The 23,697-nt window shown below is 59.5% G+C and carries 26 protein-coding genes and 3 pseudogenes; 19 read left to right on the top strand and 10 right to left on the bottom strand.

Annotated features, from left to right (window positions below; genetic code table 11):
- Window positions 1-125 precede the first annotated feature (125 nt).
- Both BLU76_RS11600 and BLU76_RS11595 read right to left on the bottom strand, forming a co-directional pair.
- Window positions 126-794 (bottom strand): HAD family hydrolase, encoded by a 669-nt coding sequence (locus BLU76_RS11600; RefSeq protein WP_092144736.1) that lies wholly within the window; start codon window positions 792-794, stop codon window positions 126-128.
- A gap of 56 nt (window positions 795-850) precedes the next feature.
- Window positions 851-2,197, bottom strand: a complete 1,347-nt coding sequence (locus tag BLU76_RS11595) for an MATE family efflux transporter (protein WP_092222774.1) — start codon at window positions 2,195-2,197, stop codon at window positions 851-853.
- 332 nt (window positions 2,198-2,529) lie between these two features.
- On the opposite strand from BLU76_RS11595, the gene BLU76_RS11590 reads away from it, so the two are divergent.
- The 11 genes and pseudogenes from BLU76_RS11590 to BLU76_RS11540 all read left to right on the top strand — a co-directional run bounded on the left by BLU76_RS11590 (window position 2,530) and on the right by BLU76_RS11540 (window position 12,601).
- On the top strand, window positions 2,530-3,855 hold the full coding sequence (locus BLU76_RS11590; RefSeq protein ID WP_371915038.1) for a methyl-accepting chemotaxis protein: 1,326 nt from the start codon (window positions 2,530-2,532) through the stop codon (window positions 3,853-3,855).
- An 11-nt stretch (window positions 3,856-3,866) separates the two neighbouring features.
- A complete protein-coding gene (locus tag BLU76_RS11585) occupies window positions 3,867-4,235 on the top strand; it encodes a response regulator (RefSeq protein WP_003203044.1) in 369 nt (122 codons plus the stop codon).
- Window positions 4,236-4,250: 15 nt separating this feature from the next.
- Window positions 4,251-4,535 carry an STAS domain-containing protein gene (locus BLU76_RS11580; protein WP_063320602.1) on the top strand — a complete coding sequence of 95 codons (285 nt, stop codon included), beginning with the start codon at window positions 4,251-4,253 and terminating at the stop codon, window positions 4,533-4,535.
- A gap of 39 nt (window positions 4,536-4,574) precedes the next feature.
- Window positions 4,575-6,677 (top strand): chemotaxis protein CheA, encoded by a 2,103-nt coding sequence (locus tag BLU76_RS11575; RefSeq protein ID WP_092144734.1) that lies wholly within the window; start codon window positions 4,575-4,577, stop codon window positions 6,675-6,677.
- Window positions 6,678-6,710: 33 nt separating this feature from the next.
- Window positions 6,711-8,369: a methyl-accepting chemotaxis protein gene (locus BLU76_RS11570; protein WP_092144657.1), complete on the top strand. Its 1,659-nt coding sequence runs from the start codon at window positions 6,711-6,713 to the stop codon at window positions 8,367-8,369.
- Window positions 8,370-8,408: 39 nt separating this feature from the next.
- Window positions 8,409-8,945, top strand: a complete 537-nt coding sequence (locus BLU76_RS11565) for a chemotaxis protein CheW (RefSeq protein WP_092144655.1) — start codon at window positions 8,409-8,411, stop codon at window positions 8,943-8,945.
- Entirely contained in the window at window positions 8,942-9,778 is an 837-nt protein-coding gene (locus BLU76_RS11560) for a CheR family methyltransferase (RefSeq protein ID WP_063320599.1), read from the top strand. Before BLU76_RS11565 ends, BLU76_RS11560 begins: the two co-directional genes overlap by 4 nt.
- The gene (cheD, locus tag BLU76_RS11555) at window positions 9,775-10,272 is read left to right on the top strand and encodes a chemoreceptor glutamine deamidase CheD (protein WP_063320598.1); all 498 of its coding nucleotides are present in this window, start codon (window positions 9,775-9,777) and stop codon (window positions 10,270-10,272) included. The genes BLU76_RS11560 and cheD overlap by 4 nt, the downstream gene beginning before the upstream one ends.
- Before the next feature lie 2 nt (window positions 10,273-10,274).
- On the top strand, window positions 10,275-11,348 hold the full coding sequence (locus BLU76_RS11550) for a protein-glutamate methylesterase/protein-glutamine glutaminase (protein WP_003203057.1): 1,074 nt from the start codon (window positions 10,275-10,277) through the stop codon (window positions 11,346-11,348).
- A gap of 450 nt (window positions 11,349-11,798) precedes the next feature.
- Window positions 11,799-11,981 (top strand): annotated as a pseudogene (locus BLU76_RS11545) (LuxR C-terminal-related transcriptional regulator); the annotation flags it as partial.
- A 77-nt stretch (window positions 11,982-12,058) separates the two neighbouring features.
- A complete protein-coding gene (locus BLU76_RS11540) occupies window positions 12,059-12,601 on the top strand; it encodes a hypothetical protein (RefSeq protein WP_072406658.1) in 543 nt (180 codons plus the stop codon).
- Between the two features lie 175 nt (window positions 12,602-12,776).
- Here the strand turns inward: BLU76_RS11540 and BLU76_RS11535 are convergent, their stop codons facing one another.
- Window positions 12,777-13,703, bottom strand: coding sequence for a DMT family transporter (locus tag BLU76_RS11535; RefSeq protein ID WP_092144653.1), 927 nt, complete (start codon window positions 13,701-13,703; stop codon window positions 12,777-12,779).
- 110 nt (window positions 13,704-13,813) lie between these two features.
- On the opposite strand from BLU76_RS11535, the gene BLU76_RS11530 reads away from it, so the two are divergent.
- Together BLU76_RS11530 and BLU76_RS31865 are read left to right on the top strand one after the other, a co-directional pair.
- The gene (locus BLU76_RS11530) at window positions 13,814-14,680 is read left to right on the top strand and encodes a LysR family transcriptional regulator (protein WP_092144651.1); all 867 of its coding nucleotides are present in this window, start codon (window positions 13,814-13,816) and stop codon (window positions 14,678-14,680) included.
- A gap of 384 nt (window positions 14,681-15,064) precedes the next feature.
- Window positions 15,065-15,223 (top strand): annotated as a pseudogene (locus BLU76_RS31865) (HIT family protein); the annotation flags it as partial.
- On the opposite strand, the pseudogene BLU76_RS11520 reads toward BLU76_RS31865, so the two are convergent.
- Together BLU76_RS11520 and BLU76_RS11515 are read right to left on the bottom strand one after the other, a co-directional pair.
- Window positions 15,219-15,482: pseudogene (locus BLU76_RS11520) on the bottom strand (pyridoxamine 5'-phosphate oxidase family protein); the annotation flags it as partial. The pseudogenes BLU76_RS31865 and BLU76_RS11520 sit on opposite strands and share 5 nt — an antisense overlap.
- 91 nt (window positions 15,483-15,573) lie before the next feature.
- Window positions 15,574-16,533, bottom strand: coding sequence for a hypothetical protein (locus BLU76_RS11515; RefSeq protein WP_092144649.1), 960 nt, complete (start codon window positions 16,531-16,533; stop codon window positions 15,574-15,576).
- 341 nt (window positions 16,534-16,874) lie between these two features.
- Here BLU76_RS11515 and BLU76_RS11510 point away from each other — a divergent pair, with 341 nt between their 5' ends.
- From BLU76_RS11510 to BLU76_RS11490, 5 genes are all read left to right on the top strand, one after another.
- On the top strand, window positions 16,875-17,147 hold the full coding sequence (locus BLU76_RS11510) for a hypothetical protein (RefSeq protein ID WP_063320592.1): 273 nt from the start codon (window positions 16,875-16,877) through the stop codon (window positions 17,145-17,147).
- A 169-nt stretch (window positions 17,148-17,316) separates the two neighbouring features.
- Window positions 17,317-17,631 carry a type II toxin-antitoxin system RelE/ParE family toxin gene (locus BLU76_RS11505; RefSeq protein WP_092144732.1) on the top strand — a complete coding sequence of 105 codons (315 nt, stop codon included), beginning with the start codon at window positions 17,317-17,319 and terminating at the stop codon, window positions 17,629-17,631.
- Between the two features lies 1 nt (window position 17,632).
- Window positions 17,633-18,151, top strand: coding sequence for an addiction module antidote protein (locus tag BLU76_RS32070; protein ID WP_092144647.1), 519 nt, complete (start codon window positions 17,633-17,635; stop codon window positions 18,149-18,151).
- Window positions 18,152-18,388: 237 nt separating this feature from the next.
- Window positions 18,389-18,838, top strand: coding sequence for a GNAT family N-acetyltransferase (locus BLU76_RS11495; protein WP_092144645.1), 450 nt, complete (start codon window positions 18,389-18,391; stop codon window positions 18,836-18,838).
- Between the two features lie 135 nt (window positions 18,839-18,973).
- Window positions 18,974-19,594: a hypothetical protein gene (locus BLU76_RS11490; protein WP_092144643.1), complete on the top strand. Its 621-nt coding sequence runs from the start codon at window positions 18,974-18,976 to the stop codon at window positions 19,592-19,594.
- Window positions 19,595-19,957: 363 nt separating this feature from the next.
- On the opposite strand, the gene BLU76_RS11485 is transcribed toward BLU76_RS11490, so the two are convergent.
- From BLU76_RS11485 to BLU76_RS11475, 3 genes are all read right to left on the bottom strand, one after another.
- Entirely contained in the window at window positions 19,958-20,212 is a 255-nt protein-coding gene (locus BLU76_RS11485; RefSeq protein ID WP_092144641.1) for a DUF2790 domain-containing protein, read from the bottom strand.
- Between the two features lie 111 nt (window positions 20,213-20,323).
- The gene (gene cynS, locus BLU76_RS11480) at window positions 20,324-20,794 is read right to left on the bottom strand and encodes a cyanase (protein WP_092144639.1); all 471 of its coding nucleotides are present in this window, start codon (window positions 20,792-20,794) and stop codon (window positions 20,324-20,326) included.
- A gap of 39 nt (window positions 20,795-20,833) precedes the next feature.
- Entirely contained in the window at window positions 20,834-21,493 is a 660-nt protein-coding gene (locus BLU76_RS11475) for a carbonic anhydrase (RefSeq protein ID WP_092144637.1), read from the bottom strand.
- A gap of 109 nt (window positions 21,494-21,602) precedes the next feature.
- On the opposite strand from BLU76_RS11475, the gene cynR reads away from it, so the two are divergent.
- Entirely contained in the window at window positions 21,603-22,490 is an 888-nt protein-coding gene (gene cynR / locus BLU76_RS11470) for a transcriptional regulator CynR (protein WP_092144730.1), read from the top strand.
- Window positions 22,491-22,658: 168 nt separating this feature from the next.
- On the opposite strand, the gene BLU76_RS31500 is transcribed toward cynR, so the two are convergent.
- The gene (locus tag BLU76_RS31500) at window positions 22,659-22,841 is read right to left on the bottom strand and encodes a hypothetical protein (protein WP_158265806.1); all 183 of its coding nucleotides are present in this window, start codon (window positions 22,839-22,841) and stop codon (window positions 22,659-22,661) included.
- A gap of 237 nt (window positions 22,842-23,078) precedes the next feature.
- A complete protein-coding gene (locus BLU76_RS11465; protein ID WP_092144635.1) occupies window positions 23,079-23,663 on the bottom strand; it encodes a DUF805 domain-containing protein in 585 nt (194 codons plus the stop codon).
- Window positions 23,664-23,697 lie beyond the last annotated feature (34 nt).

Raw genomic sequence — 23,697 nt, 5'->3', positions numbered from 1 at the left:
CCCGAAGACCACAGATCCAATGTGGGAGCGAGCCTGCTCGCGATGGCGCCGGTACATTCAGCACTGATGCAAGCTGAACCACCGCTATCGCGAGCAAGCTCGCTTCCACAGGCGTTCTGCGGCGGTCATAGAATCGAAGGCAACCGCATCAGGCCGGCCTCATCCACCTCAATGCCTAGCCCAAGGTAATCCTTGATCTGCGGATGAAGGGTGACCACCGGATGCGTATGCGTCGCCGTCACCACCAGCACATCCGCCCCCGCCGCCTCGCCTGCCCGAATGCCCGCCTCGGCGTCTTCAAACACCAGGCATTCCTGCGGTGCCACCTGCAAGCGTTCGGCAGCCAAGCGGTAGCAGGCGGGGTTGGGCTTGCCGTCGCTCACGTCCTCGGCAGTGACCATCACTGCGGGGCGTGGGATCCCGGCCGCTTCCATACGCCGCAAGGCCAGTGCCATCGGTGCCGAAGTGACGATCGCCCAGCGCTCTGGCGGCAGGCTGTTCACAAAGGCCTGCGCACCGGGCACCTGCACCACGCCTTCGACGTCTTCGATTTCCTCGCGGGTAATCTGCTCGGCCTCGGCCTGGGCATCCACCCCCGGCAGGTGCTGGCGGGTAATGGTATCGATGGCGCGCACGCCATGGATCGTCGGCAGGAATGTCGCCACGTCCACGCCGTGGCGCAGGGCCCAGCGCGTCCAGATCCGCTCGGCGGCGGCAATGGAATTGAGCAGTGTGCCGTCCATGTCGAACAGGAAGGCGCGGTAGGCAATGTGGGTGGGGGGACTGGCAGGCATCGGATCCTCGGTGGCGGCGTGGCGGGTGATGGCCACAGGGTTTAATGGTGGGTTGGTTACACCAACCGCTCGATCGGCTGATGCTGCCACACCTGCTTGTAGTACAGCGTCTGCAACAGCAGCATGCTCAAGTAGGCCACCGGGAACGCCATCCACACCCCTTGCAGGCCGAAGTGAGCGTCCAGCAGATACGCCGTCGGCACCTGCACGGCGACGATGCAGAAGATCGAGATAGCGACTGGCACCAGCACCGTGCCGCTGGCGCGCATGATGCCGCCGACGATCGCCTGGAAGCCGAACACCAGCAGGCTCCAGAGCATGATGTGCAGCAGGTGTTCGGCCTGGACCCGTGCCGCCGGGTCGGTGATGAACAGCCCCAGCAGCCAGTGGGACAACAGATACCCCAGGACCACCAACCCGCCCGTAAGCCAGAGGTTGATCAACAACCCCGTGCGCAGGATCGGCCCCAGGCGCTCCAGGCGTCCGGCACCGATGGCCTGGGCGCCGAGGATCGAAGCGGTGATGGCGATCGACAGCGCCGGAAACTGCACGTAGTTGACGATCTGCGTCACCGCGCCGTAGGCCGCCGTGGCCTGGGAGCCATGGCTATTGACCAGCGTCAGGATGACCAACTCGGACAACGAGATCACCACCATCTGCAACCCTGTGGGCAAGCCTATGCGCAGCACTTTGCCAAGGATCTCCATGTCCAGGCGCATCGCCGCGAACAACGCCCGGTCCGGCGCCAGGGCATGCTCGCGACGGTTCAGGCGCCACGCCAGCATGGCCATGGCCGAGGCCGTCCCCACCAACCCCGCCAGCGCCGCGCTCTGGATGCCCATCTGCGGCAACCCCAACCAGCCACGAATCAACGCTGGCGTGAGCAGCAGCCCGACACTGGTGGAGGTCAGCAGCGCCAACATCGGTGACACCGTATCGCTCACCCCGCGCAGCAACTGGGTAAACAGCACAAATACCAGCAACATCGGCAGGATCCACAGCATGACCCGGGCATAGGAAACGGCATCCTCCAGCACATCGGCCGGCGTGCCGAACCCCTGCAACGCCTGACGCGCAAAGACACTGCCAAGCACCGCCGCCGCCAGGCCGATGATCGCCCCCAGCAACAAGGTCGAACCGGCAATCGCCTTCACCGTCCCGGTTTCGCCGGCGCCGTAGGCCTGCCCGATCAACACCCCCGCCCCCGCGCCGAGGCCAATCACCAATGCGATAAAGAAAAACACGATGGGAAACATGCCCGACACCGCCGCCAAGGCCTGGGTACCGAGCATCTGGCCGATGTAGATGCTGTTGAACGTGCCAGACATGGACTGCAGGAAATTGGACAAGACCATAGGGGCCAAGAACAGGAGATAGGTTTTCCAGAGGGGCTGGGTGGGCATGGGGGCTCTGATGGCAGGTTCGAAATCCAATGCGGGGTAATTTAGCGCAATCCATGGATTCTGTTTCGGAAGATGTCCGTTTTTCGTGGCGAGGGAGCTTGCTCCCGCCGGGCTGCGCAGCAGTCCAAAAACCTAAACACGCAATCTATCAGGCCAACCGCACCCGCCAAGTTTGGGACCGCTTCGCGCTCCAGCGGGAGCAAGCTCCCTCGCCACAAAAGCCCATGCGCCATCTCCCTTGCCAGGTGGCTCATACCTTCGTCGGGTGCATTCGACATTTCCCAGACAGCGTCTAACCTGAAATAGCACAGTGCCACGTACTGTGTAGGCCAATGCCTATGCAATACCGGTATCGGACAGCCGGTCTTAAAGTCCGAGTAGAGGTCGCAGATAACCAGTTATTCGCAAATAACCTGTTAGAAACTCTGTTCAAGGACCGAACCATGACGTCGTACCCGCACGGTCATTCCTTCGCCCAACCACCTCGCATCCTCTGGAACACAGTGCTCGTCGCTTTCGTTGCTGCCGTTGGCGTCTTACTGCTCAATGGTCCAAATGTACAAAACATCATCCTGGCTGCTGCCCTCCTGGCCGTTGGTGTCGGTGCTGGCGTATGGGGTGCGCGTTCGCAACGTCAGCAGTTCGACAGCGCCATCGCCGCCGCCATGGCCCGCCACGACCTGCAAGCCAGCGAGCATCTGGCCCATAAAGCCAGCGAGCAACTCAACGAAGTCATTCTCGGCGCCATGCCGATCTGGGCCAAGCAGGTCGAAAGCTCCCGGCAGCAGACCGAAACCGCAATCGTCTCGCTGACCAGCCGCTTCACCGGCATTTCTTCGCGCCTGGAAGAGACCGTGCAAGCTTCGCAACTGGCCGCCGGTGAGTTGGCCGGCAGCAGCAGTGGCGGTGCCGTGCAGGTGCTGGCCCAGAGCGAAAGTGAACTGGTCAAGGTCATCGATTCGCTGAAGGCCACCCAGGCCAGCCGCGATGAAACCCTGGCCCAGGTACGCAACCTGACGGCCTATACCGGGGAACTGCGGACCATGGCCGCCGATGTCGCGGCGATTGCCGCGCAGACCAACCTGCTGGCCCTCAACGCCGCCATCGAAGCCGCCCGTGCCGGCGAGGCCGGGCGTGGGTTTGCGGTGGTGGCCGACGCCGTGCGCAGCCTCTCGAGCAAGTCCAGCGAGACCGGCCAGCAGATGTCGGCCAAGGTCGACATCATCAACACCGCCATCACCCAACTGGTGCATGCCGCGTCCAGCGGCGCGGACCAGGACAGCCATTCGGTCAGTGCCTCCGAGCAAAGCATCCAGCAGGTGCTGGAGCGCTTCAAGAGTGTCACCGGCAGCTTGGCCGACTCGGCCGACATGCTGCAGCGGGAGAGCTTCGGCATCCGCGATGAACTCACCGAGGTGCTGGTCAGCCTGCAATTCCAGGATCGGGTCAGCCAGATCCTCAGCCACGTGCGCGACAACATCGAGGACCTGCATGTGCACATGCAGCAGGCCAGCCAGTCGCCCGAACAGGCCGTTTCCATCGACGCTCGCCAATGGCTGGCGCGCATGGAAACCACTTACGCCACCGACGAGCAACGCCGCAATCACCACGGCGACTCAGCCGCGCAACAGACTTCACAGGAAATCACCTTCTTTTAGGAGCGCCGTTCATGGCTAAAAGTGTATTGGTTGTCGACGACTCCGCGAGCGTTCGGCAGGTGGTCGGCATCGCGTTGAAAAGTGCCGGCTATGACGTGATCGAAGCCAGCGATGGCAAGGATGCCCTGGGCAAACTCAATGGCCAGAAAGTGCACCTGATCATCAGTGACGTGAACATGCCCAACATGGACGGCATCACCTTCGTCAAGGAGGTCAAGAAGCTGGCCAGCTACAAGTTCACGCCGATCATCATGCTCACCACCGAATCCCAGGAATCGAAGAAACAGGAAGGCCAGGCCGCCGGAGCCAAGGCCTGGGTGGTCAAGCCGTTCCAGCCGGCGCAGATGCTGGCGGCGGTATCCAAGCTGATTCTTCCTTGATGAGCGGAGGCGCCCATGTCGTTGCACTACGAAACACAGGATGACACCGCCCAGGTGCACATCGACGGCGAGCTGACGATCTACACCGCCGCCGACCTGGCCGCGCAATGGTTACCGCAGTTGGGCGCAACACCGCGGATGGCCCTTGATCTGTCGCAGATTACCGAAATGGACGGCGCCGGCCTGCAACTGCTGCTGATGGTACAACGCGAGGCCGCCAAGGCCGGCACCCAACTGACATTGACCGGCCAGAGCAAGGCCGTCATGGAAACACTTGCCCTGTGCAACCTGGTTGCCTAGGGCTGCTGCAATACGTCGGACACGACAAAGGATATGAGCGTGAGCATCAATCTCGATCAGGCACAACAGACGTTCATCGTCGAGGCACGGGAACAGTTGCAAGCGATGGAAGAATCGCTGCTGCAACTGGAAACCGACCCCGGCGACGATGACGCCATCGGCGCGATCTTCCGGGCGGCGCACACGATCAAGGGCTCGGCCGGGCTGTTCGGCCTGGAACCGATCGTCAGCTTCACCCACATCGTCGAAGACGTGCTCGATCGCCTGCGCAACGGCAGCGTCGAAGTGGACGCCGGCCTGATCGCGGTACTGCTCAAGTCCAGCGATCACATGCTGGAGCTGATCAACGTGGCCGCCAACCAGGGCGGAGCGCTACCGCCACCGGCCCTGCAACGGGAAGTGGAACTGTGCCAGATCCTGCAGGAGTACCAGGCGCCCTCGCCGGCCACGGCCCCAACGCCTGCCCAGGACACCGAAACCCGTGAACCCGGCGAAACGCGCCTCTGGCACATCTCCCTGCGTTTCGGCCAGGACGTGTTCCGCAACGGCATGGACCCTCTGTCGTTCCTGCGCTACCTGCAAACCCTGGGTGAAATCGTCGACATCACCGCCTTGACCGACGCCCTGCCCGCCGCCGATGCCTGGGACGCCGAGTCCTGCTACCTGGGCTTCGACATCGAGTTTCGCTCGACCGCCAGCCACGGCGCGATCAATGAAGTGTTCGATTTCGTCCGGGAAGACTGCGAGATCGAGATCGTTGCCCAGGACGACGACATCGCGCCCCAGGCCAACACCGGCCTGGTCACGACGTCGCCGGAACCGGCCGAGGAAACCACCGCATTGGTCGCCACCGGCGAGTTGTTGTCCGACCAGCGCAAGACGCCACGCATGCCCGCCCAGATCGCCACCGACAAACAAGCGGTGAGCAGCGACAGCAAGGCCAAGGACGGCACCTATGTGCGGGTCAATGCCGACAAGCTCGATGAACTGATCAACCTGGTGGGCGAACTGGTCATCGCCAGCGCCGGTGCCAGCCTGTTGGCCCGCACCTGCCAGAACGATCCGTTGCAGGAGGCCACCTCGTCAGTCTCCGGACTGGTGGAAGAAATCCTCGATGGCGCCCTGCGCCTGCGCATGATCCCCATCGGCGAAACCTTCAACCGGTTCCGTCGGGTGGTGCGCGATGTCAGCCAGGAACTGGGCAAGGACATCGACCTGATCATCAGCGGCGCGGAGACCGAACTGGACAAGACCGTGGTGGAAAAAATCGGCGACCCGCTCATGCACCTGCTGCGCAACGCCATGGACCACGGCATTGAAACCGCCGAGGCCCGGCTGGCGGCGGGCAAACCGGCCAAGGGGCACCTGCACCTCAACGCCTATCACGACTCGGGCAGCATCGTGCTGGAAATCGCCGACGATGGCGCCGGCCTGAACCGCGACCGGATCCTGGAAAAAGCCCAGGAGCGCGGCCTGGTCGCCCCCGGCGCGAGCCCGACCGACCAGGAGATCTACAACCTGATCTTCGAGCCCGGTTTTTCCACCGCCCAGGCCGTGACCAACCTTTCGGGGCGTGGCGTGGGCATGGACGTGGTCAAGCGCAACATCACCCTGCTGCGCGGCACCGTCGACCTCGACAGCCAGCCCGGCAAGGGTACCGTGGTGCGTATCCGCCTGCCGCTGACCCTGGCGATCATCAATGGATTTCTGGTGGGCATCGGTCAGTCAACCTATGTCATTCCGCTGGACATGGTCCAGGAATGCATCGAGCTGAGCGAGAACGATGGGGTCGCCAGCCGCGAACAAGGCTATCTCGACCTGCGCGGCGAGGTGCTGCCCCTGGTCTACCTGCGCGATCACTTCAGCCACGAAGGCCCGCCCGCTCGCCGGCAGAACGTGGTGGTGGTGCGCTACGCCGAACTCAAGGCCGGGTTGGTGGTGGATGACTTGCTGGGTGAATTCCAGACCGTGATCAAGCCGCTGGGCAAGCTGTTTGGTGCCCTTCGCGGTATCAGTGGCTCGACCATCCTGGGCAGTGGCGCGGTGGCGTTGATTCTCGACGTACCGGCGTTGCTCACCCAGATCGCCCAAGTGGAAAACCGCTACACCCCGACTCAATTACAACAAGCCAACGCTCGCTGACGCTTAAGCAATTCCATGGAGAGGTACTTCCCAATGAAATGGTTCTACGATCTTAGAATCGCCACCAAACTGATCACTTCATTTCTTGTGGTGCTGGCCCTGACCGCCGTCATGGGAGTGTTCGCGATCATCCAACTGGGCGAGGTGAACAGCACCACCGTCGATATTAGGGAAAACTGGATGCCGTCCATGCGTGCGGCCTCGGGCATGCGTTTCTACGCGGCAAACTATCGCCTCAAGGAAAACCGCCACATTACCGCCGATTCCGAACAGGAACGCCTCACTGTCGAACAAGAAGCGGAAGACGCCAGGAAGGGGTTTGAAACCCGCATGGCGACCTATGAAAAACTGCTCTCCAGCGCGGAAGATCGCCAGCTGTTCGAAACCACCCGCAATGACTGGGTCGCTTACCTCGCAGTCAGCAAAGACCTGCTTGCACTGTCTCGGCAAAACCTGACCGAGCAAGCCCATGCACTGCTCAAGGGCCAATCCAAGCGTCAATTCGATCTGGTGGTCAACGACCTGCAAAAACTGGTGGAACTCAATGACGCGGGCGCTGGCGCCGCCAGCGAGCATGGCGCAGCGCTGTTTGAAAAATCGCGCCTGTCGATCATCGTCGTGCTGATTGCCGCCCTGCTGGTGGGCCTGGGCCTGGCGCTGTTCATCTCGCGCATCATCTCGCGCCCCTTGAAACAGGCCGCGACCGTCGCCGAGCAATTGGCCGAAGGCAACCTGAACGCAAAAATCGACGGCGGCTCCAAAGACGAAACCGGCATGGTGCTCAACGCCATGCAGAATATGATCGGCAAGCTCTCGCACATCATTGGCGAAGTGCGTAACGCTGCGGACAACCTGGCCAGTGCTTCCGAAGAAGTCAGCGCCACCGCGCAATCGATGAGCCAGGCCACCAGTGAACAGGCAGCCAGCGTCGAGGAAACCAGCGCCTCCATCGAGCAGATGAGCGCCAGCATCAACCAGAACACCGAGAACGCCAAGGTCACCGACGGCATGGCCAGCAAGGCCGCCAAGGAAGCCACCGACGGCGGCGAGTCGGTGCAGCAGACCGTGGTGGCGATGAAGAAAATCGCCCAGCGGATCAGCATCATCGACGACATCGCCTACCAGACCAACCTGCTGGCGCTCAACGCTGCCATCGAAGCCGCCCGCGCCGGTGAACACGGCAAAGGCTTTGCGGTGGTCGCCGCCGAAGTGCGCAAGCTGGCCGAACGCAGCCAGGTGGCCGCCCAGGAAATCGGCGAGCTGTCCTCCAGCAGCGTCGATATGGCCGAGAAGGCCGGGAACCTGCTCAACGAGATGGTCCCCTCGATCAACAAGACCTCGGACCTGGTGCAGGAAATCAGCGCCGCCTCCGAAGAACAGGCCGCCGGTGTGGCGCAGATCAACACCGCCATGACCCAGCTCAACCAGGTGACCCAGCAAAACGCCTCCAGCAGCGAAGAACTGGCCGCCACCGCCGAGGAAATGAGCAGCCAGGCCGAACAGCTGCAACAGGCCATGAGCTTCTTCACCCTGGACACGCCGCCCAAGTCTGCCGTGCAAGTTGCCAGGGTCGACAACACCCCAGGTTCCTCCGGCCGCAAACCGACGCGGACACCGGCACCGATCATGCCCAAGGCGTTTGCCTACAACATGGCCAGTGCCCCGGACGAATCGGAATTCACCCGGTTCTGATGGCCCGGTTCCACAGGCTTGCTTAAAGGAGAAAAAGCAATGGGCGCCATCGCGACCACACGTCAAACCGCCATCGCGGTCGAGGAAGAAGCGCAATACCTGACGTTCATGCTCGGCACGGAGATGTTTGCCATCGGCATCCTGTGCATCAAGGAAATCATCGAATACGGCAACCTGACCGTGGTGCCGATGATGCCGACGTTCGTGCGCGGGGTGATCAACCTGCGCGGTGCCGTCGTGCCGGTGGTGGACTTGTCGGCCCGTTTCGGCCGGCCGAATTCGGCGATCAGCCGGCGCTCGTGCGTGGTGATCATCGAGGCGTCCAGCGCCGACGGCCAGGCCCAGGACATTGGCCTGCTGGTGGACACGGTGTCGGCGGTGCTGGAAATCCCGGCCTCGCAGATCGAGCCGCCACCGAGCTTCGGCGCGAAGATCCGGGCCGATTTCATCAGTGGCATGGCCAAGGTCGATGGCAAGTTTGTCATCGTACTGGAGGTGGACCGCGTGTTGTCCATCGACGAAATGTCCCAACTCGCCGAAGCCAGCCCGAACGTGCTGGAAGTGGATGCCCCGTGAACGCCGATACCTGCAAGGAACGCACGGCGAACGCGCTGGCGCTCAGTGACCGAGAGTTCGGCCAGTTCCAGTCCTGGCTGTACCAGGCCGCCGGCATCAGCCTGTCCGAGGCCAAGAAAGCCTTGGTGGCCGGGCGTTTGTTCAAGCGCCTCAAGCACTATGGGCTGGACAGTTATGGCGAGTATTTCAAGCTGATCATGAACGGCCAGCGCACCGATGAGTTACAAGTGGCGCTGGACCTGCTGACGACCAACGAGACCTACTTTTTCCGCGAGCCCAAACATTTCGATTTCCTGCGCCAACACGTACTGCCCCACGCAACGCCGGGCAAGACCTTCCGCCTGTGGAGCGCGGCCAGCTCTTCCGGGGAAGAGCCCTACAGCCTGGCCATGACCCTGGCCGAAGGGCTGGGCACCACGCCTTGGGAAGTGATCGGTTCGGACATCAGCAGCCAGGTACTGGCCAAGGCGCGCTCCGGGCATTACCCGATGGAACGCGCCCGCACCCTGCCTCAGCCGCTGCTGGTGAAATATTGCCTCAAGGGCACCGGTAGCCAGCAAGGCACGTTCCTCATCGACCGGGCGTTGCGCAACCGGGTCAACTTCATCCAGGTCAACCTCAACGACACCTTGCCGGAGCTGGGGGAGTTCGATGTGATCTTCCTGCGCAACGTCATGATCTATTTCGACCAACCCACCAAAAGCAAAGTGGTCGCCCGCTTGATCCCCCGACTCAAGCCCGGCGGGTATTTCATCGTCAGCCACTCGGAGAGTCTCAACGGTGTGTCCGATGCGTTGAAACTGGTGGCCCCTTCGATTTATCGCAAGCCATGAACACCGCAATGAGGGCAGTGGCCGAGGTGTACCTGGCGCCGGGGGAGTTTCGCTTTGCCACTTGCCCGACCCGCCTGCGCACGATTCTCGGCTCTTGCGTGGCGATCACGCTGTGGCACCCCGAACGCAAGATCGGCGGCATGTGCCACTTCATGCTGCCCAGTCGGGTGCGTTGCTCCAAGGCCTTGAACGGCCTGTACGCCGATGAAGCCATTGAGCTGTTCATCCGCCAGGCCAGGGCCCATCACACCGAACCCGAGGACTATCAACTCAAGCTGTTCGGCGGCGGCGAGATGTTCCCCGAACTGCAACGCCATGTGCCCTACGGCGATGTGGCGCGGTTGAACGTCAATGCGGCGCTGGAAATCGCTGCCCTCTACCGCCTGGACCTGATCGCCCAGGACATGGGTAGCACCGGCCACCGAAGCATCATCTTCGACCTTTGCAGCGGCGATGTATGGGTCAGGCACCAACCTATAAGGACCCGGCACTGACTATGTCAAAAAAGATCAATGTACTGCTGGTGGATGACTCTGCGGTGGTTCGCCAGGTGTTGCTGGCGATCCTCAGCGACACACCGGACATCCACGTCATGGGCGCGGCGTCCGACCCGATTTTCGCCATGGACAAACTGGCCAAGGAATGGCCCGACGTGATCGTGCTGGACGTGGAAATGCCGCGCATGGACGGCATCACGTTCCTGAAAAAAATCATGAGCGAGCGCCCCACTCCGGTGGTGATCTGCTCGTCCCTGACGCCCCGGGGCGCGGAAACCACCTTGCAGGCGATGGCCGCTGGCGCGGTGGAAATCATCACCAAGCCCACCACCGGCCTGAAGAACTTTCTGTTGGAGTCGGCGCCGGAACTGGTGTCGGCGATCCGTGCCGCCGCCCAGGTCAACGTGCGCAACCTGGGCAAGCGTCCCGCCCCGATCGCGCTGACGCCCGCGACCAAACTCACCGCCGACGCCATGCTGCCCGCCGCCAACGGCCACGCCATGGCACAGACCACCGAACGCATCGTCGCCCTGGGCACCTCCACCGGTGGTACCCAGGCCCTGGAAGCGGTGCTCACCGCCCTGCCGCGAGTGTGCCCGGGCATCGTCATCGTCCAGCACATGCCGGAAAAATTCACCGCCTCGTTCGCCGCCCGGCTGAACAGCCTGTGCCAGATCGAAGTGCGCGAGGCCCGCAACAACGACCGCATCCACCCGGGCCTGGCACTCATCGCACCAGGCGGCAAACACATGATGGTGACCCGCAGCGGCGCGTTCTATCACGTGCAGGTGGTGGATGGCCCACTGGTCAACCGCCACCGCCCTTCGGTGGATGTGCTGTTCCGCTCCGTGGCCAAATTCGCCGGCCGCAACGCCACCGGCATCATCATGACCGGCATGGGCGACGATGGCGCCCGCGGCCTGAAGGAAATGCTCGACGCCGGCAGCACCACCGTGGCCCAGGACGAAGCCAGTTGCGTGGTCTTCGGCATGCCCAAGGAAGCGATCAAACTCAATGCGGCGCAACGGGTGATGGGGTTGCAGGAGATTGCGCAGGTGATCTTGCATCGGTAACAACGACCGTCCCTACAGTGGAGCTTGATCAGGTGAATGATCGCTCCCCACGCTCCGCTTTCTGGAAAGTGACGCAGAGCATCACGGGATGCATTGCCCACGCAGAGCGTGGGAATGATCGACCGCAGTGGGCTTGTCGCCACAGGCGCTCCAGCAGCCTGTGCCTACACGGGCGAAATCGTCGCCAGCACGCCGATCAAAAGAGTCAGTGCCAAAAACCCACCTAGAAAAATCGCCATCTTCGCCATGAGCACTCCTGGACCAAAAAATTGCAGTACACGGGTAGCCCGATAGGCCAGCCGCGTGATTATTCTGGAGCTGGGCCCGGGGTCATTACAGAGGCACCTGGCGCAGAAAAATACGGATCAGACGAACGCCTTCCCTCGTCGCACAACTTTCAATAGGCGAAAAAAGTTAAAGCCATACCGCGAAGTTCTCTCTCCGACTGACGGCGAGCGCGAGGTGATGGAACTGGTCGTGTCAGGGCTGTTGAACAAGCAGGTGGCCGCCCGACTGGGCTTGAGCGAGGTGACCGTGAAAGTGCGGCGCGGGTCGTTGATGCGCAAGATGAATGCGGACTCGTTGGCAACGCTGGTGAAGATGTCGGAAAAACTCAAGGAAGCCGATCGCTAGCGGCCCATGATCACGGCTATCATTGCCGTTCGCCCTGTTGCCAGGCGATGTCGCTGCCCCCCCTCAAGGACTCAGGTATGAACCTTCTGCCGTCACGCTCCACCCTCTTCGTCTCCAGCCTTTTGCTCAGCTCGCTGTGCTTCGCCGAAGGCGAGCCAACCGACGGCAGCCTCATCAAGGACTCGACCAAGGCAGCCGTCTCAAGCTTCATTACCGCTGGCAAGAACTTGCTGGGTGGCGTCAGCGAAGGCGTGCTCGATGGCCGCGAATCGGCCCAGGGCGCCGACGGCGCGGCGATCATTTCCTCCAACGAGCAACTGAAAGACCGTGTCTCCATCGAAGTCCTGAAGCTGGAGCCCGTCGACGACACCTTCAGCGTCACCCTCGGCTTCAAGAACAGCACCGACACGCAACTGCGCCTGATCAACCTCGGCCAAACGGGCGCCTTGCTCGCCATCGACCAGGCCGGTTACGCCAACAGGCTGGCAGGGTTTGAAAACCCGGATGAAGTCACCATTCCGCCGAAGACGGCCGTGCGGCAGAAGTTTGTGTTTGAAGGGTTGAACGAGAAAATCAACACCGTGCGCGTGTGGGGCCAGGATTATCAGGTTAAAAAATAAGGTGGCGCTGCGTTGATCGTTCCCACGCTCCGCGTGGGAATGCATCCCGTGACGCTCTGCGTCACATGCCAAGGGCGGAACGCAGAGCGTCCCTGGTGGCATTCCCACGCGGGAGCATGGGAACGATCGATCCGCGTCAGCCGGCCTGGCACATCACCATCCGGTCAGGTAATCCTCAGTCAGCGGCGGCTTTTGCCACCTTCGCCGGCTCAAAATTCAACGCAAGCACACTCGCCAACACGATAACCGCCCCAACAATCACCATCGCCGCTGGGCGTTCGGCCAGGACTAGACAAGCCATCAACATCGCGCTGGGCGGTATCAGGTAAAGCGCCATGGAGGCTCGGCTCACGTCGCTGTGAGCCAGCACGTAAGCCCAGGCGAGGTACGCCAGCGCGCTGGGGAAAATACCGAGAACCAACACCGCCAGGTTCACCGAAGCCGAAGCCTGTCGCGCCGCGCTCAACATCCCCGGTGCGAAAATGAACAACAGGAGTGTGCCCGACCAGACGGTGTAGCAAACCAGGGTCAAGCCGTCGTAGCGATGGGCATGGTGCTTCTGCAAAGCGAAATACACACTCCAGGACAGCGCCGCCAGCAGGATCAACAGTCCATGGGCGTCCATGTCACCCAAGCCTCGATCCCCCGTGACGACCACGGCTGCGCCAAGCAAGCCGCACAGGACACAGCCCCATTGCCAAGCGCCGACTCTTTCCTTGAAGACAAAATGCGCAAGCAATGTGCTGAACAACGGCGTGGACTGGGCCAACACACTCGCCGCCGCGGCACTGACGCCCCGTTGGCCGTAGTTGAGGGCGATGTGGTGCAGACTCACGGCAAAGAAACCCAATACCGCCAGCAACGGTAAATCCCCGAGACGCGGCCAGGCAATACCCTTCGCCATCGCGACGACGACCATGAACACCGAAGCGATGAGAAACCGCATCAACGCCAGTTGACCCGGTTCGTAGGCCTGCAAGCCGATGCGAATACCAATGGGCGAATAGGCCCAACAAAGAATCACGAACGTGGTCGCCAGGATCACTTTTACGCGGGGTCTGGGGTTCTTCAAGCCCTCAAACGGCACACAACGGGTTTCCATTCAGAGTTCCTGCGCACTGGGCGTCTTGTCGATTTACCCTGAAGTATCAAAACCACCCACTCTCAATACAAGTGACTTAAACTCAGCCAACCATTCACTTTGGGTGAGTTATGGAACTGTCCCAACTGCGCATGTTCAAGACCGTCTGCGACACCGGCAGCATCGCCCGCGCCGCCGAAGTCCTGCACTGCGTACCGTCCAACATCACGGCACGACTCAAATCCCTGGAGCGGGAGTTGGGTACACCGTTGTTTTTCCGCGAAGGCCGCGGCTTGCAGGTCAGCCCGGCGGGCGAGGTGTTCCTGGGTTATGCGACAAAAATCCTCGGCCTGACGGAAGAAGCCCGCCGCGCGGTAAACCCCAGCCACACGCCAAGCGGACCGTTGCGCATTGGCGCCATCGAATCCAGCGCCACGGGGCGCCTACCGCAGTTATTGGCCAAATATCACGCGCAGTATCCTCAGGTGTCGCTGGAACTGAGCACGGGGACTTGGGCGCAGTTACTGGACGATACCCAGCACCACCGGCTCGACGGTGTGATCGTGGCGGTCGACGTGGAACGGCCGGGGCTCAAGCGCGCCGTAATGTACCGCGAAGACCTGATGCTCATCGCCTCCGAATCCCACGGCCCCTTGCGCAATGCCGCAGACCTGCAAGGCAAGGCGATCTTCATGTGGCCCCCAGGCTGCCCGTATCGCTTTGCCCTGGAGCAGTGGTTGCTACGCCATGACCAAGTACAACCGATCATCAGCATCGCCAGCTATGGCGCCATCGTCGGCTGCGTCAGTGCCGGTGCCGGCATCTCGCTGGTGCCGCGTGGGATCTATGAGCAATACCGCCAGGGCGCTGGCTGGACAGGGTATGAGTTCCCTGGATTGACGGGCATCGACAACCTGTTCTACTGGCATGAAAACGCTGGCCGGCATCCTGCCAGGGAAGCGTTTCTAGCGATGTTGCAGGCGGAGTTCGAAGGTTAGTTACAACCTCGCCACAAAAGCCATTGAACTGCATTGAACGGCATCCCGCTGACCATCCTTGTGCATTCTTATGCATCCCTGTGGCGAGGGGATTTATCCCCGCTGGGCCGCGAAGCGGCCCTAAAGCTTTCACCTCGGTGCCCGGACAACACAAAACCCCGTGGCGAGGGAGCTTGCTCCCGCTGGGTTGCGAAGCGACCCCAACCAAGCTGAACGCGTTCTGCCTGATGCACCGCGGGGTAGTTTTTAGGGCTGCTGCGCAGCCCAGCGGGAGCAAGCTCCCTCGCCACGGGTCCTCATCAGCCTCGCCTGTCAGCGCACGGCTGAAAAAATGTTACATAGTTGAAGGATCGGTCCTAACCGCACTACGACAGGGAGTCAGCTTTGGAACTAGCACCACCGTTTATCCTCCATGAAACGAACCATTGGACAGTCAACCATCACCTGGCGTCCGCCCTACCCGGCTACCTCATGCTCGGCGCCAAGGCTCATGTGAACTCATTGACCCAATTACCCGCCCCGGCGTTAGCGGAACTGGGTGGCCCGGGCGGTCGGGCAGATACAGCGTCTTGCTGTCATGGACATGAACGAACCCCGGCGCGTCGCCCCTCGGAGACGCATCCAGCCCTCCGGGGCCTGAGGAAGCGAGGATCACAAAGGATGCCGCCTCGATGAAGGGCTGGTAAACCGGATGGATATGGTCGACTTCCTTGAGGATCGAGGGTGTCGCGACGGGGCCGTAGAGGCTTTCCAGCGCCTGGGTGGTGGTGATGTAGGCGCTGCTGTCGTTCTGGCGTTCCATGCTCATCTCCTCTGTAGCTGTTTAAAAATCGCATTCAGTTGCGCCGCGCCCTCTCAACCTTCCGACCCAACGACGACCGAATCGACCGCTTTCAGGTCTTGGAGCTCATGCGCCCCTGGATCGCCACGCGCAGGCAACCCCAGGCAATAAAGCCGACGATCACGCCCTCGGCGACACCCACCAGCAAGTTGAAGGAAAAGCTCAGCGGCTGTTCGGCCCAATAGAACGTCGTCGAGCCCGTTCGAAAACCACTGACGCGCAGCCGTCCGGTAAAAATGGCCGGCACCAAGGTCATGATGTTGGTCAGTTCCAACACCGCAAAGAAGGCGCCCAATAGCATGAGCAAGGCTCGTGCGGGCATGCCCAGTTTCTCGGTCGGCTCAGGCGAAGGAGCGTCGCCGTTTTCCCGGCGCTGACGGGCTGCCCTTACCGCCTTGCCGCTGGTAGGGGCCGGAGTTGGCCTATAGGGCACCTTCACAACCGGCGCCGCCCCTTCGACCACCTCGGTGGGCAGCGCCACGCCCAGGTAGTCGGCCAGCTCCCGCAGCCACAAGTCCGTGCGTTGAGTGCCCGGCACCACCGGAACGTTGTCGGTGGTCAGGCGGTGCGCGGTGCCATCGCGCAGTATCAGCCACAGCTGGGTGCGAGCTCGCCCAGCCTGCGGGAGGCGGCGTAGTTCGAGGAATTTGGCAGCCTCGATCTGGAAGGCCGATTGCACACGCTCGCGGCGCCCGAAAAAGTTTCGGGTCAGGTGCTTGCCTTCGCCGTCGGCCCGCGACAACACCAACGTCTCGTGGACGCCGGTGTACACCACCAGCAGCAGGCCAAGGGCAGGAATCAGCAGCCACAGCAGCACCATCAATAGAGCGGACAGTGGATCCACCTCAGCCATCAACGAGGCCCCGTCAACCATCACGAACACGGCGAACGCCATTGGCAAGATAAAGGCCAACGCCCCTATCACCAACACGACCAAGCTCTGCACCACGTTGCGCGAATGGATGTGCAGGTCACCCTGCGCCGTGCGCTCGAACCGATGTCCTATCAACATGCATGACTCCTGTTGCGTTGCTTTGCAGACTGTTCGAGGGGTTGGGATGACGATTGAACGCCTCGGGCCAGGGTGGGGTTTCAGGGGGCGGAGAATACCTGATGCCCGGGAGACTCAGGAATCGGGTGGGTTTTCTGCGGTGTGAGCAATTGGTCCTACGGAAATGGATCACGTCGATTCGTTTCCTTGGAGAATTCTCATGATTCCTACGAAGGCGTCGGAATCTCTCACCTTGTTCGTCTTGGGGGCGCAAATCTATAGTTCTTTCCGTCGCCAACCATGGTGATCAGGTTTGGCGACCTGCGTATCGGATAAGCCCTCTAACCAAATGGAGCAATCCCATGCAGAGATACATCCCCATCACCGGCATCGACTGCACCCCAGCCGCCCTGCTTATCGACACCCAAGCCCCCCTTGACGTCCTGCACGCAACTGCCGATTACCGTATCCGTACCGTGACCCAGGTATTGGAAAACATCGCGTTTCGCTCCGAGATTGCCAGCGATACGGTGGTGCTTTCGGATTTCGCGCAGCTTTTGGTGATTCCGCTGCGGGATGGGTGTGATTTGCTGGAGGTGATTGGTAGGCGACTTCAGGCGCAGGTCGAAAACTAATGGAACGACGGGCGCCTGAGAGCGCCCGTTTTCACGCAACTGCAGCATACAAATAGCGCCTACTGCCAGCCAGAGCGACACCATCGGCTCTATGTTCGATGAAAAGAACCATGATCTGCAGTCAATCCTCCCATCTATCAGGAGTAGCCATATGGCTACAAATGAGACTATGATCGATAAGAAAATGTACGAGATCCACCAGACGCCCGATTTTGAGGATTGGCTTGACAGTGTGAAGGATGCTCAAGGAAAAGCGGCCATCTTGGCCCGCCTGGATCGCGCCCGAAATGGCAATTTTGGTGATTGCGAACCGGTTGGCGATGGGGTGAGCGAAATGCGTGTTTTTATCGGACCGGGGTACAGAATCTACTTTGTACGCTCGGGGACCGCAGAGTACTTGATGCTCAGCGGAAGCGATAAAACAGATCAAAAACGAGGCATTAAGAGAGCCAAAGTGATTCTTGATGCCCTGAGAGGTCAATGACATGAGCGACAAATTCAATCCTGAGGATATGCCGGTCCTTAGCCTCGGCACTACCGGTACGACTCGTTACGAGGCTTCGCGTTTTCTCGATACCCCAGAAGCTATAGCGGCTTATCTGGCTGAAAGTATGAAAGCCGATGACACAGAGAGTCTTATTCATGCGTTGGCCGAGGTCGCAAAAGCTAAAGGTGTCAATAAAGTCGCCAAAGATGCCGGAGTTAATCGTGAAAGCCTTTATAAGGTGCTGAAATCTGGAGCAAAAACGCGGTTTGAAACCATCAGGAAATTGATGACCGCGATGGGTGTGGAACTCACGGTACAACCGATTAAAACATTAGCGGTGGCTTCCAAAGCTGCGGCTCCAAAAGCTGGAAAACCACCGGTCGCTGCATCAAAACCTACAGCAAAATCCGCTGCGAAAAAACCAGCCGTACCGGCGGCTAAAACAGACGCGAAACCTGCTGCGAGAAAATCAGCTGAGGAAGCTGGGTGGGAAGCTGGGGACAGACCACGATTTTGAATCCATCTGCGAAACCTCGCACAGCTTCACGGGGCTCCCCTTTTAAGAACAAATCTGCGTTGTCGCGAATCGCTGCATGAAGCTTCGGATATAGCACCCTGAGTCCTTCAATAAGCATGAACATCTGCGATGTTGACTTCCCCCTTGACCAGTGGAAGTGCAAACATGAGTGTCAGCGTCCGGGGAAGGCACATTGCGATGCGCTAAGCTGTAATCCTTTAGGATTGAGGTCCCAGCATGGAATGTCACGTTCGTCCCGCCACGAGCAGAGATGCAGCAGCGATAAGCCGCGTAGTTATTGCCGCCCTGCGTGAGTCAAATTCACAGGACTATCCGCCTGATGTGATCGCTCAGGTTGAGCAGAGCTTTTCTCCTGAAGCCATCACCACACAGCTTACGAAGCGTAGGGTCTTCGTAGCCTTATTGGGCGAAAACATTATTGGCACTGCCGGTCTCGACGGTGATGTGGTCAGAAGTGTTTTCGTTGACCCGGCTCACCAGAAAGGCGGTATCGGGCGGCATTTGATGGATGTCATTCATACAACTGCTGCCAGCGCAGGAGTTGGAGCTGTACGTGTGCCCTCGTCGATTACAGCTGAAAGGTTTTATACAGCGTTGGGTTATCAGAAAATCCGAGAGGAGTTTCATGGGGCGGAGCGCACCATCGTTATGGAGAAGCGGCTGTAGGGTAAGCGTCCAGTTAAGTCATCTACCGATCCAGCTATCAGCATGAGGATGACTGCTTGCCGCCCATGCCGTAAGGTTCGCTACCAAAATCACCACAGCCTTCCAGTGGTGGCAATACAGCAAAGAGAGCGAACAATGAACACCTTCAGATCATCAATCCAAAACGTAGCTGCGGCCATAGGCCTCATCGCAGCAGTGACAGTCGGGGGATGCGTGATGATCCCTTATGACACGCCGGAATCAAAAGCCCAAATCCAGCGCGATCTGAAAATTGCACCATCGGATATTCAAGCCGTGTCGGAAACGAACTGGTGCTTGTTCCCATATGGAAGCGAAGGCAGCTGCAAAGCCACTCAAGGCCTGGGAGTGTTGACCAGCAAAGGCCTGATCCTCAGTCTCTACAACAACCACACCTACACTGAAACCGCACGCATCCTCCCAGAACAAGTGCAGTGCGTGAAGACAGTTGGTGGTCGCACTGGAGTCGAACCGTTCGTTGTATTCACCAAAGACCGAGCGATCATGCTCGCCGTCATTACGCCTGGTGGACAAATGAATGTGCCTGTGAAAGTCAGTTTCTTTGATTACCTGACGAAGCCAGGGCAGCAAGTCTTCACTGGAGCGGATGGCGGATATGTGCGCAAGTCGGGTCGACAGCAAACCGTAGGCGGAATGGTGTCAGGCACTGCCATTCCGTGGCATACAACACTCGACGTAACCGAGGTTTTTAACCCTTGCCAGCAGGTTACAGATTAACAAGGAGTGGTGCGTTCCCTCGCAAGCGGTGCGCGCAGGCCGAAGCCCGTAGGTATGAAGGATGAAGCCGGAAGGGCCGAGACGCCCCGGTGGCTCGGCTCGCGACAGCCGCCCTCGTGAAGCTGGTGAGGCTGGGGACAGGCCACGATTTTGAATTCACCTGCAAAAAAGGAAACAGATTTTTTATCAGAAAAACAAATCTGTTCCTTTCTCCAGAATACCGTACGAGTAGAAGCAGCAAGCGTGGCGCGAGGCGCAAGTAGCGAAGGGTATTGCCCTCAAAAAGCACAGGGGTCGGCGGATGTTTGCCGCCCTCCCCCGGCGCCGAGTGATCAAGCGCCAGGTGAGTCAACGGCAGAGGAGTCAATTGGTACACCCAGTACCTATAACCTGGTACTCCATGATGTGCCGATCGCCCTTGGAGTCGTCGTAAGTCATCCGCACCGGCACTACGTCGCAGACATTGGGTATTGGAGTCATCGCCACAATGTGCGCGATATCCAGGTTCTGAGAATAACGATAGGGCTCGACCCTAACTTGCGCTGCCTGAGTATCCTGTTCATCGGCCATGGCGACAGAGCCAAGGCAGCCCAGGAATAAAACGAGTAACAGTCTCATAGCAATCACCTGTAATGAGGGCGTGAGAAGGCCAAAGCACTCAATTTGTGCTCAGTCGTAATAAAGGTTTGGGTGTAGCCCGGTCGCCGCCAGACGCCGGGCTGCCTTACATCAGAAAGGCTTGGTAGGCAGGTACTTGCCGTCCAGGGTGATCACGGCGCGATGGCCGCCCTCCGGATCTTCGATTTTCTTGATGTCCAGCTTGAAGTTGATGGCACTGATGATGCCGTCGCCGAACTTTTCGTGAACCAGAGCTTTGAGGGTGGTGCCGTATACCGAGATCATCTCGTAGAAACGGTAGATGGTCGGGTCGGACGGTACGCCGTCAAAAAAGCTGCCGCGAATTGGCATCGATTGCAGCAAGGCGATCTGATCAGCATCGAGGTCGAGTTTCCTGCCCACGACATTGGCGGCGCTGGCAGGCAGCGGATGCTGGCCGAGCAAGGCAGCAGTGACGAAGGCTTCGGACAAGCCGGTGCCGTCAACGATTTCGGCGAAGGACAGGTCTTTGCGAGCCTTAGCCAGAATGATGGTTTCAGTCAGCTCCTGGCGAGCGGTGCGGGTGGCTTGAGTCTGGATCATGGCGTATCTCCTGGGTTAGCAACGGTGCAGGTACAGGCTTCAGGCAACGTGCCTGGCGTGTTGGGAAACGGCGTGAACTTCGGGGTTCTCGGCGAGGGACACGAAGATCCCGGTATCGCCATCGAAGGCGTCGATATGCCCGCTCTCGATGTCATAGACCCAACCATGCAGGGTCAGGCGGCCTTCTTCGAGAGCCAGGCGAACGGATGGGTGTGTCTGGACGTTGGCCAACTGTGCGATGACGTTTTCGCGCACCATGGACGCTACTTTGCTCGGCAGATCCGGGTGTTTGCGGGCTTCGTTAACGACCTTGGCCGAGTCGGCGTAACGGAGCCATCCGGCGACGGCAGGCATGTGATCCAGGCACTTGCAAGTTGCCACGGCGGTCATCGCACCGCAGTCGGAGTGGCCGCATACCACGATGTCTGCGACCTGAAGTGCGGCGACTGCGTATTCAACCGAGGCAGAAACGCCGCCCGGCTCTGGCCCATACGACGGCACGATGTTGCCGGCATTTCGAATGACAAACAGATCGCCTGGCTCGCGCTGGGTGACTAGTTCCGGCACCAAGCGGCTATCAGAACAGGAGATGAACAGCGCTCTCGGGCTCTGCTGATTGGCCAGGTCCTTGAACAATTTGGCTCGCTTAGGGAAGGCGTTTCTTTGGAATTTCAGAAAACCATCGATGATCGCTTTCATGGTTGCTGTCTCAATGTCGCGGGTGTGAAACAAAGACTAAGCAACGCGTTACATAAGGTAAAAGTCTCATTTATTATGAGATGGATCAGATTACCTTATGGCAAAAACCATGCTTGCTCGGCACGTCCAATATTTCCTCGCGGTTGCGGAACATCTCAGTTTTACGAAGGCCGCAGCGGCGCTGCACGTCTCTCAGCCAGCCCTTTCGCAGCAGGTGAGGCAGTTGGAAGAAAGCCTTGGAGCCCAGTTGTTCGACCGCTCAGGACGCACAACCCGTTTGACTGACGCGGGAGATGTCTATCTTCTGTATGCGCGCCGTGCTTATCAGCAATTGCGGGAAGCCAAAAGCGCCATCCATGATGTGAGCGACCTCACCCGCGGCTCATTACGCCTGGCCGTGACGCCGACGTTCACGACCTATCTGGTGGGGCCGGTGATCGAAGCATTTCACTCCCGGCATCCTAAAATCACTCTCAACCTGAAGGAGATTTCCCAAGAGCGCATTGAGGAGCAGCTTTTGGCAGGAGATTTGGACGCGGGGATCGCGTTCGATGAAATAAATACACCGAACATTGATGCCGTCCCTTTGCTGAACGAAACCCTCGCTTTGGTGGTGAGTCGCAAACACCGCTTGGCCGAGGAGCGGTCCATTGGATTGCAGGACCTGAATGCTGAATCCCTGATTCTGCTCAGTCCAGAGTTTGCAACCCGCGAACAAATCGACCGCTACTTCCGCAAACACGCGATTCACCCTCAGGTGCAGATGGAGGCTAATGCCCTCGGCGCCGTGATCGAAATTGTTCGCAGGACAAATCTATCGACTTTGTTGCCTGCCAAAATAGCGTTGGCCCATGATGATCTGGTGGCTATCGCACTGGAGCCCGAGCGCTTGCAACGCACCGCCGTCCTTATGCGGCGCAAGGATGCCTTTCAGAGCGCAGCGATGCGAGTTTTCATCGAGGTGGCTAAAGAGGTATCCATTCAACTGAACGTGTAATACCTGTGCTCGTCGAGCTTGACGGGGCTGAGCCGAGCCTGTGCCGTGTTGATAGCAGGCTTGTTGGAAAACAACAGACTGCCCCTTTTTTCGGAACGCTGCTGTCCGCACGAAGATATGCTCGGACGCTGCGATTGCAGTGGCGGTTTCTGGCTGGCTCCAGCCGGTCTAGGGAAAGGGGGCAGATTTATTATCAGAAAAAATAAGCCTGTCCCATTTTTTTGTCCCGTTTTTTTCCATTACAACATTAGCGGTGACTTCCAAAGCTGCGGCTCCAAAAGCTGGAAAAACACCGGTCGCCGCATCAAAACCTATAGCAAAATCCTCTGCGAGAAAATCAGCTGCGGTCAAGCTTGGCGCATCGGAAGACCTCCAAACCTGCCCGGTGCTGGCAATACAAATAACAAAAGGGGGCCCGATAAGGGAACGAAACTATTTTCAAGCAAATAAATCAGTCCCCTTTTTTACTTGGACATCACCGCGGCGTACGCAGGGCTATCGCGTGGTGCGCGCAGCGCTCTCTACAAAGGCACCTGAGCACTTGGCGCCGCGCAATGAGGCGAAGCATGGACTTCGCGTACGCTAACGTTATGCCTGAACCAATGCATTAACGAACCACTCGTAGAGTGCCTGTGGGTGGTATTGGGGAAAATACGCAGCTAGCACGGTTGAAGTTACAAGCACCAGAACCACCAACAGCGCGGTAAGTAGCTTTACCAACGTCGAGAGAGGTGGATTGGGCGGGCCGTATTTATTAATCGCTTTACGCCCCGGAAGCATGATGAGCGGAAGCGTTATCACAAAGCCGATAACAGGGAACACCCAGAGAATTCCCCATATCGGACTCCAGCCTAGATCACGTGCCCTGCGTACCAATAGAGACACGTCGAGCAGGATGGCAGGAACGACAACGGTGACACCGACTATCAGCAAAACCACCAGTTGATGGCGCAACCCCACCATAAAGAACGACAGCAAAATGCACGGAAGAACCAGCACCAAGGGCACACGAATCAGCCAGAAGCGCGCCAGAGAAATACGCCCGGAAAAATCAAAAATCTGGGGTTTTGAAAACGTGACAACCTCGTCGTCAATCAGTTGGGCGTCGCCCGGTTGGTATGGGTTTTCGATTTCGCTGCTGATGCTGCCGAAAACGGGTTCTATCCTTGCCATTTAGTGCTATTTCCTTGTGTTTGATGGTGCTATT

The sequence above is a fragment of the Pseudomonas sp. NFACC08-1 genome (genome assembly GCF_900106735.1).
GTDB classification, from domain to species: Bacteria; Pseudomonadota; Gammaproteobacteria; order Pseudomonadales; family Pseudomonadaceae; genus Aquipseudomonas; species Aquipseudomonas fluorescens_Q.
The sequence above is the reverse complement of the archived record's forward strand: the minus strand, read 5'-3'. Positions and strand labels throughout refer to the sequence as shown.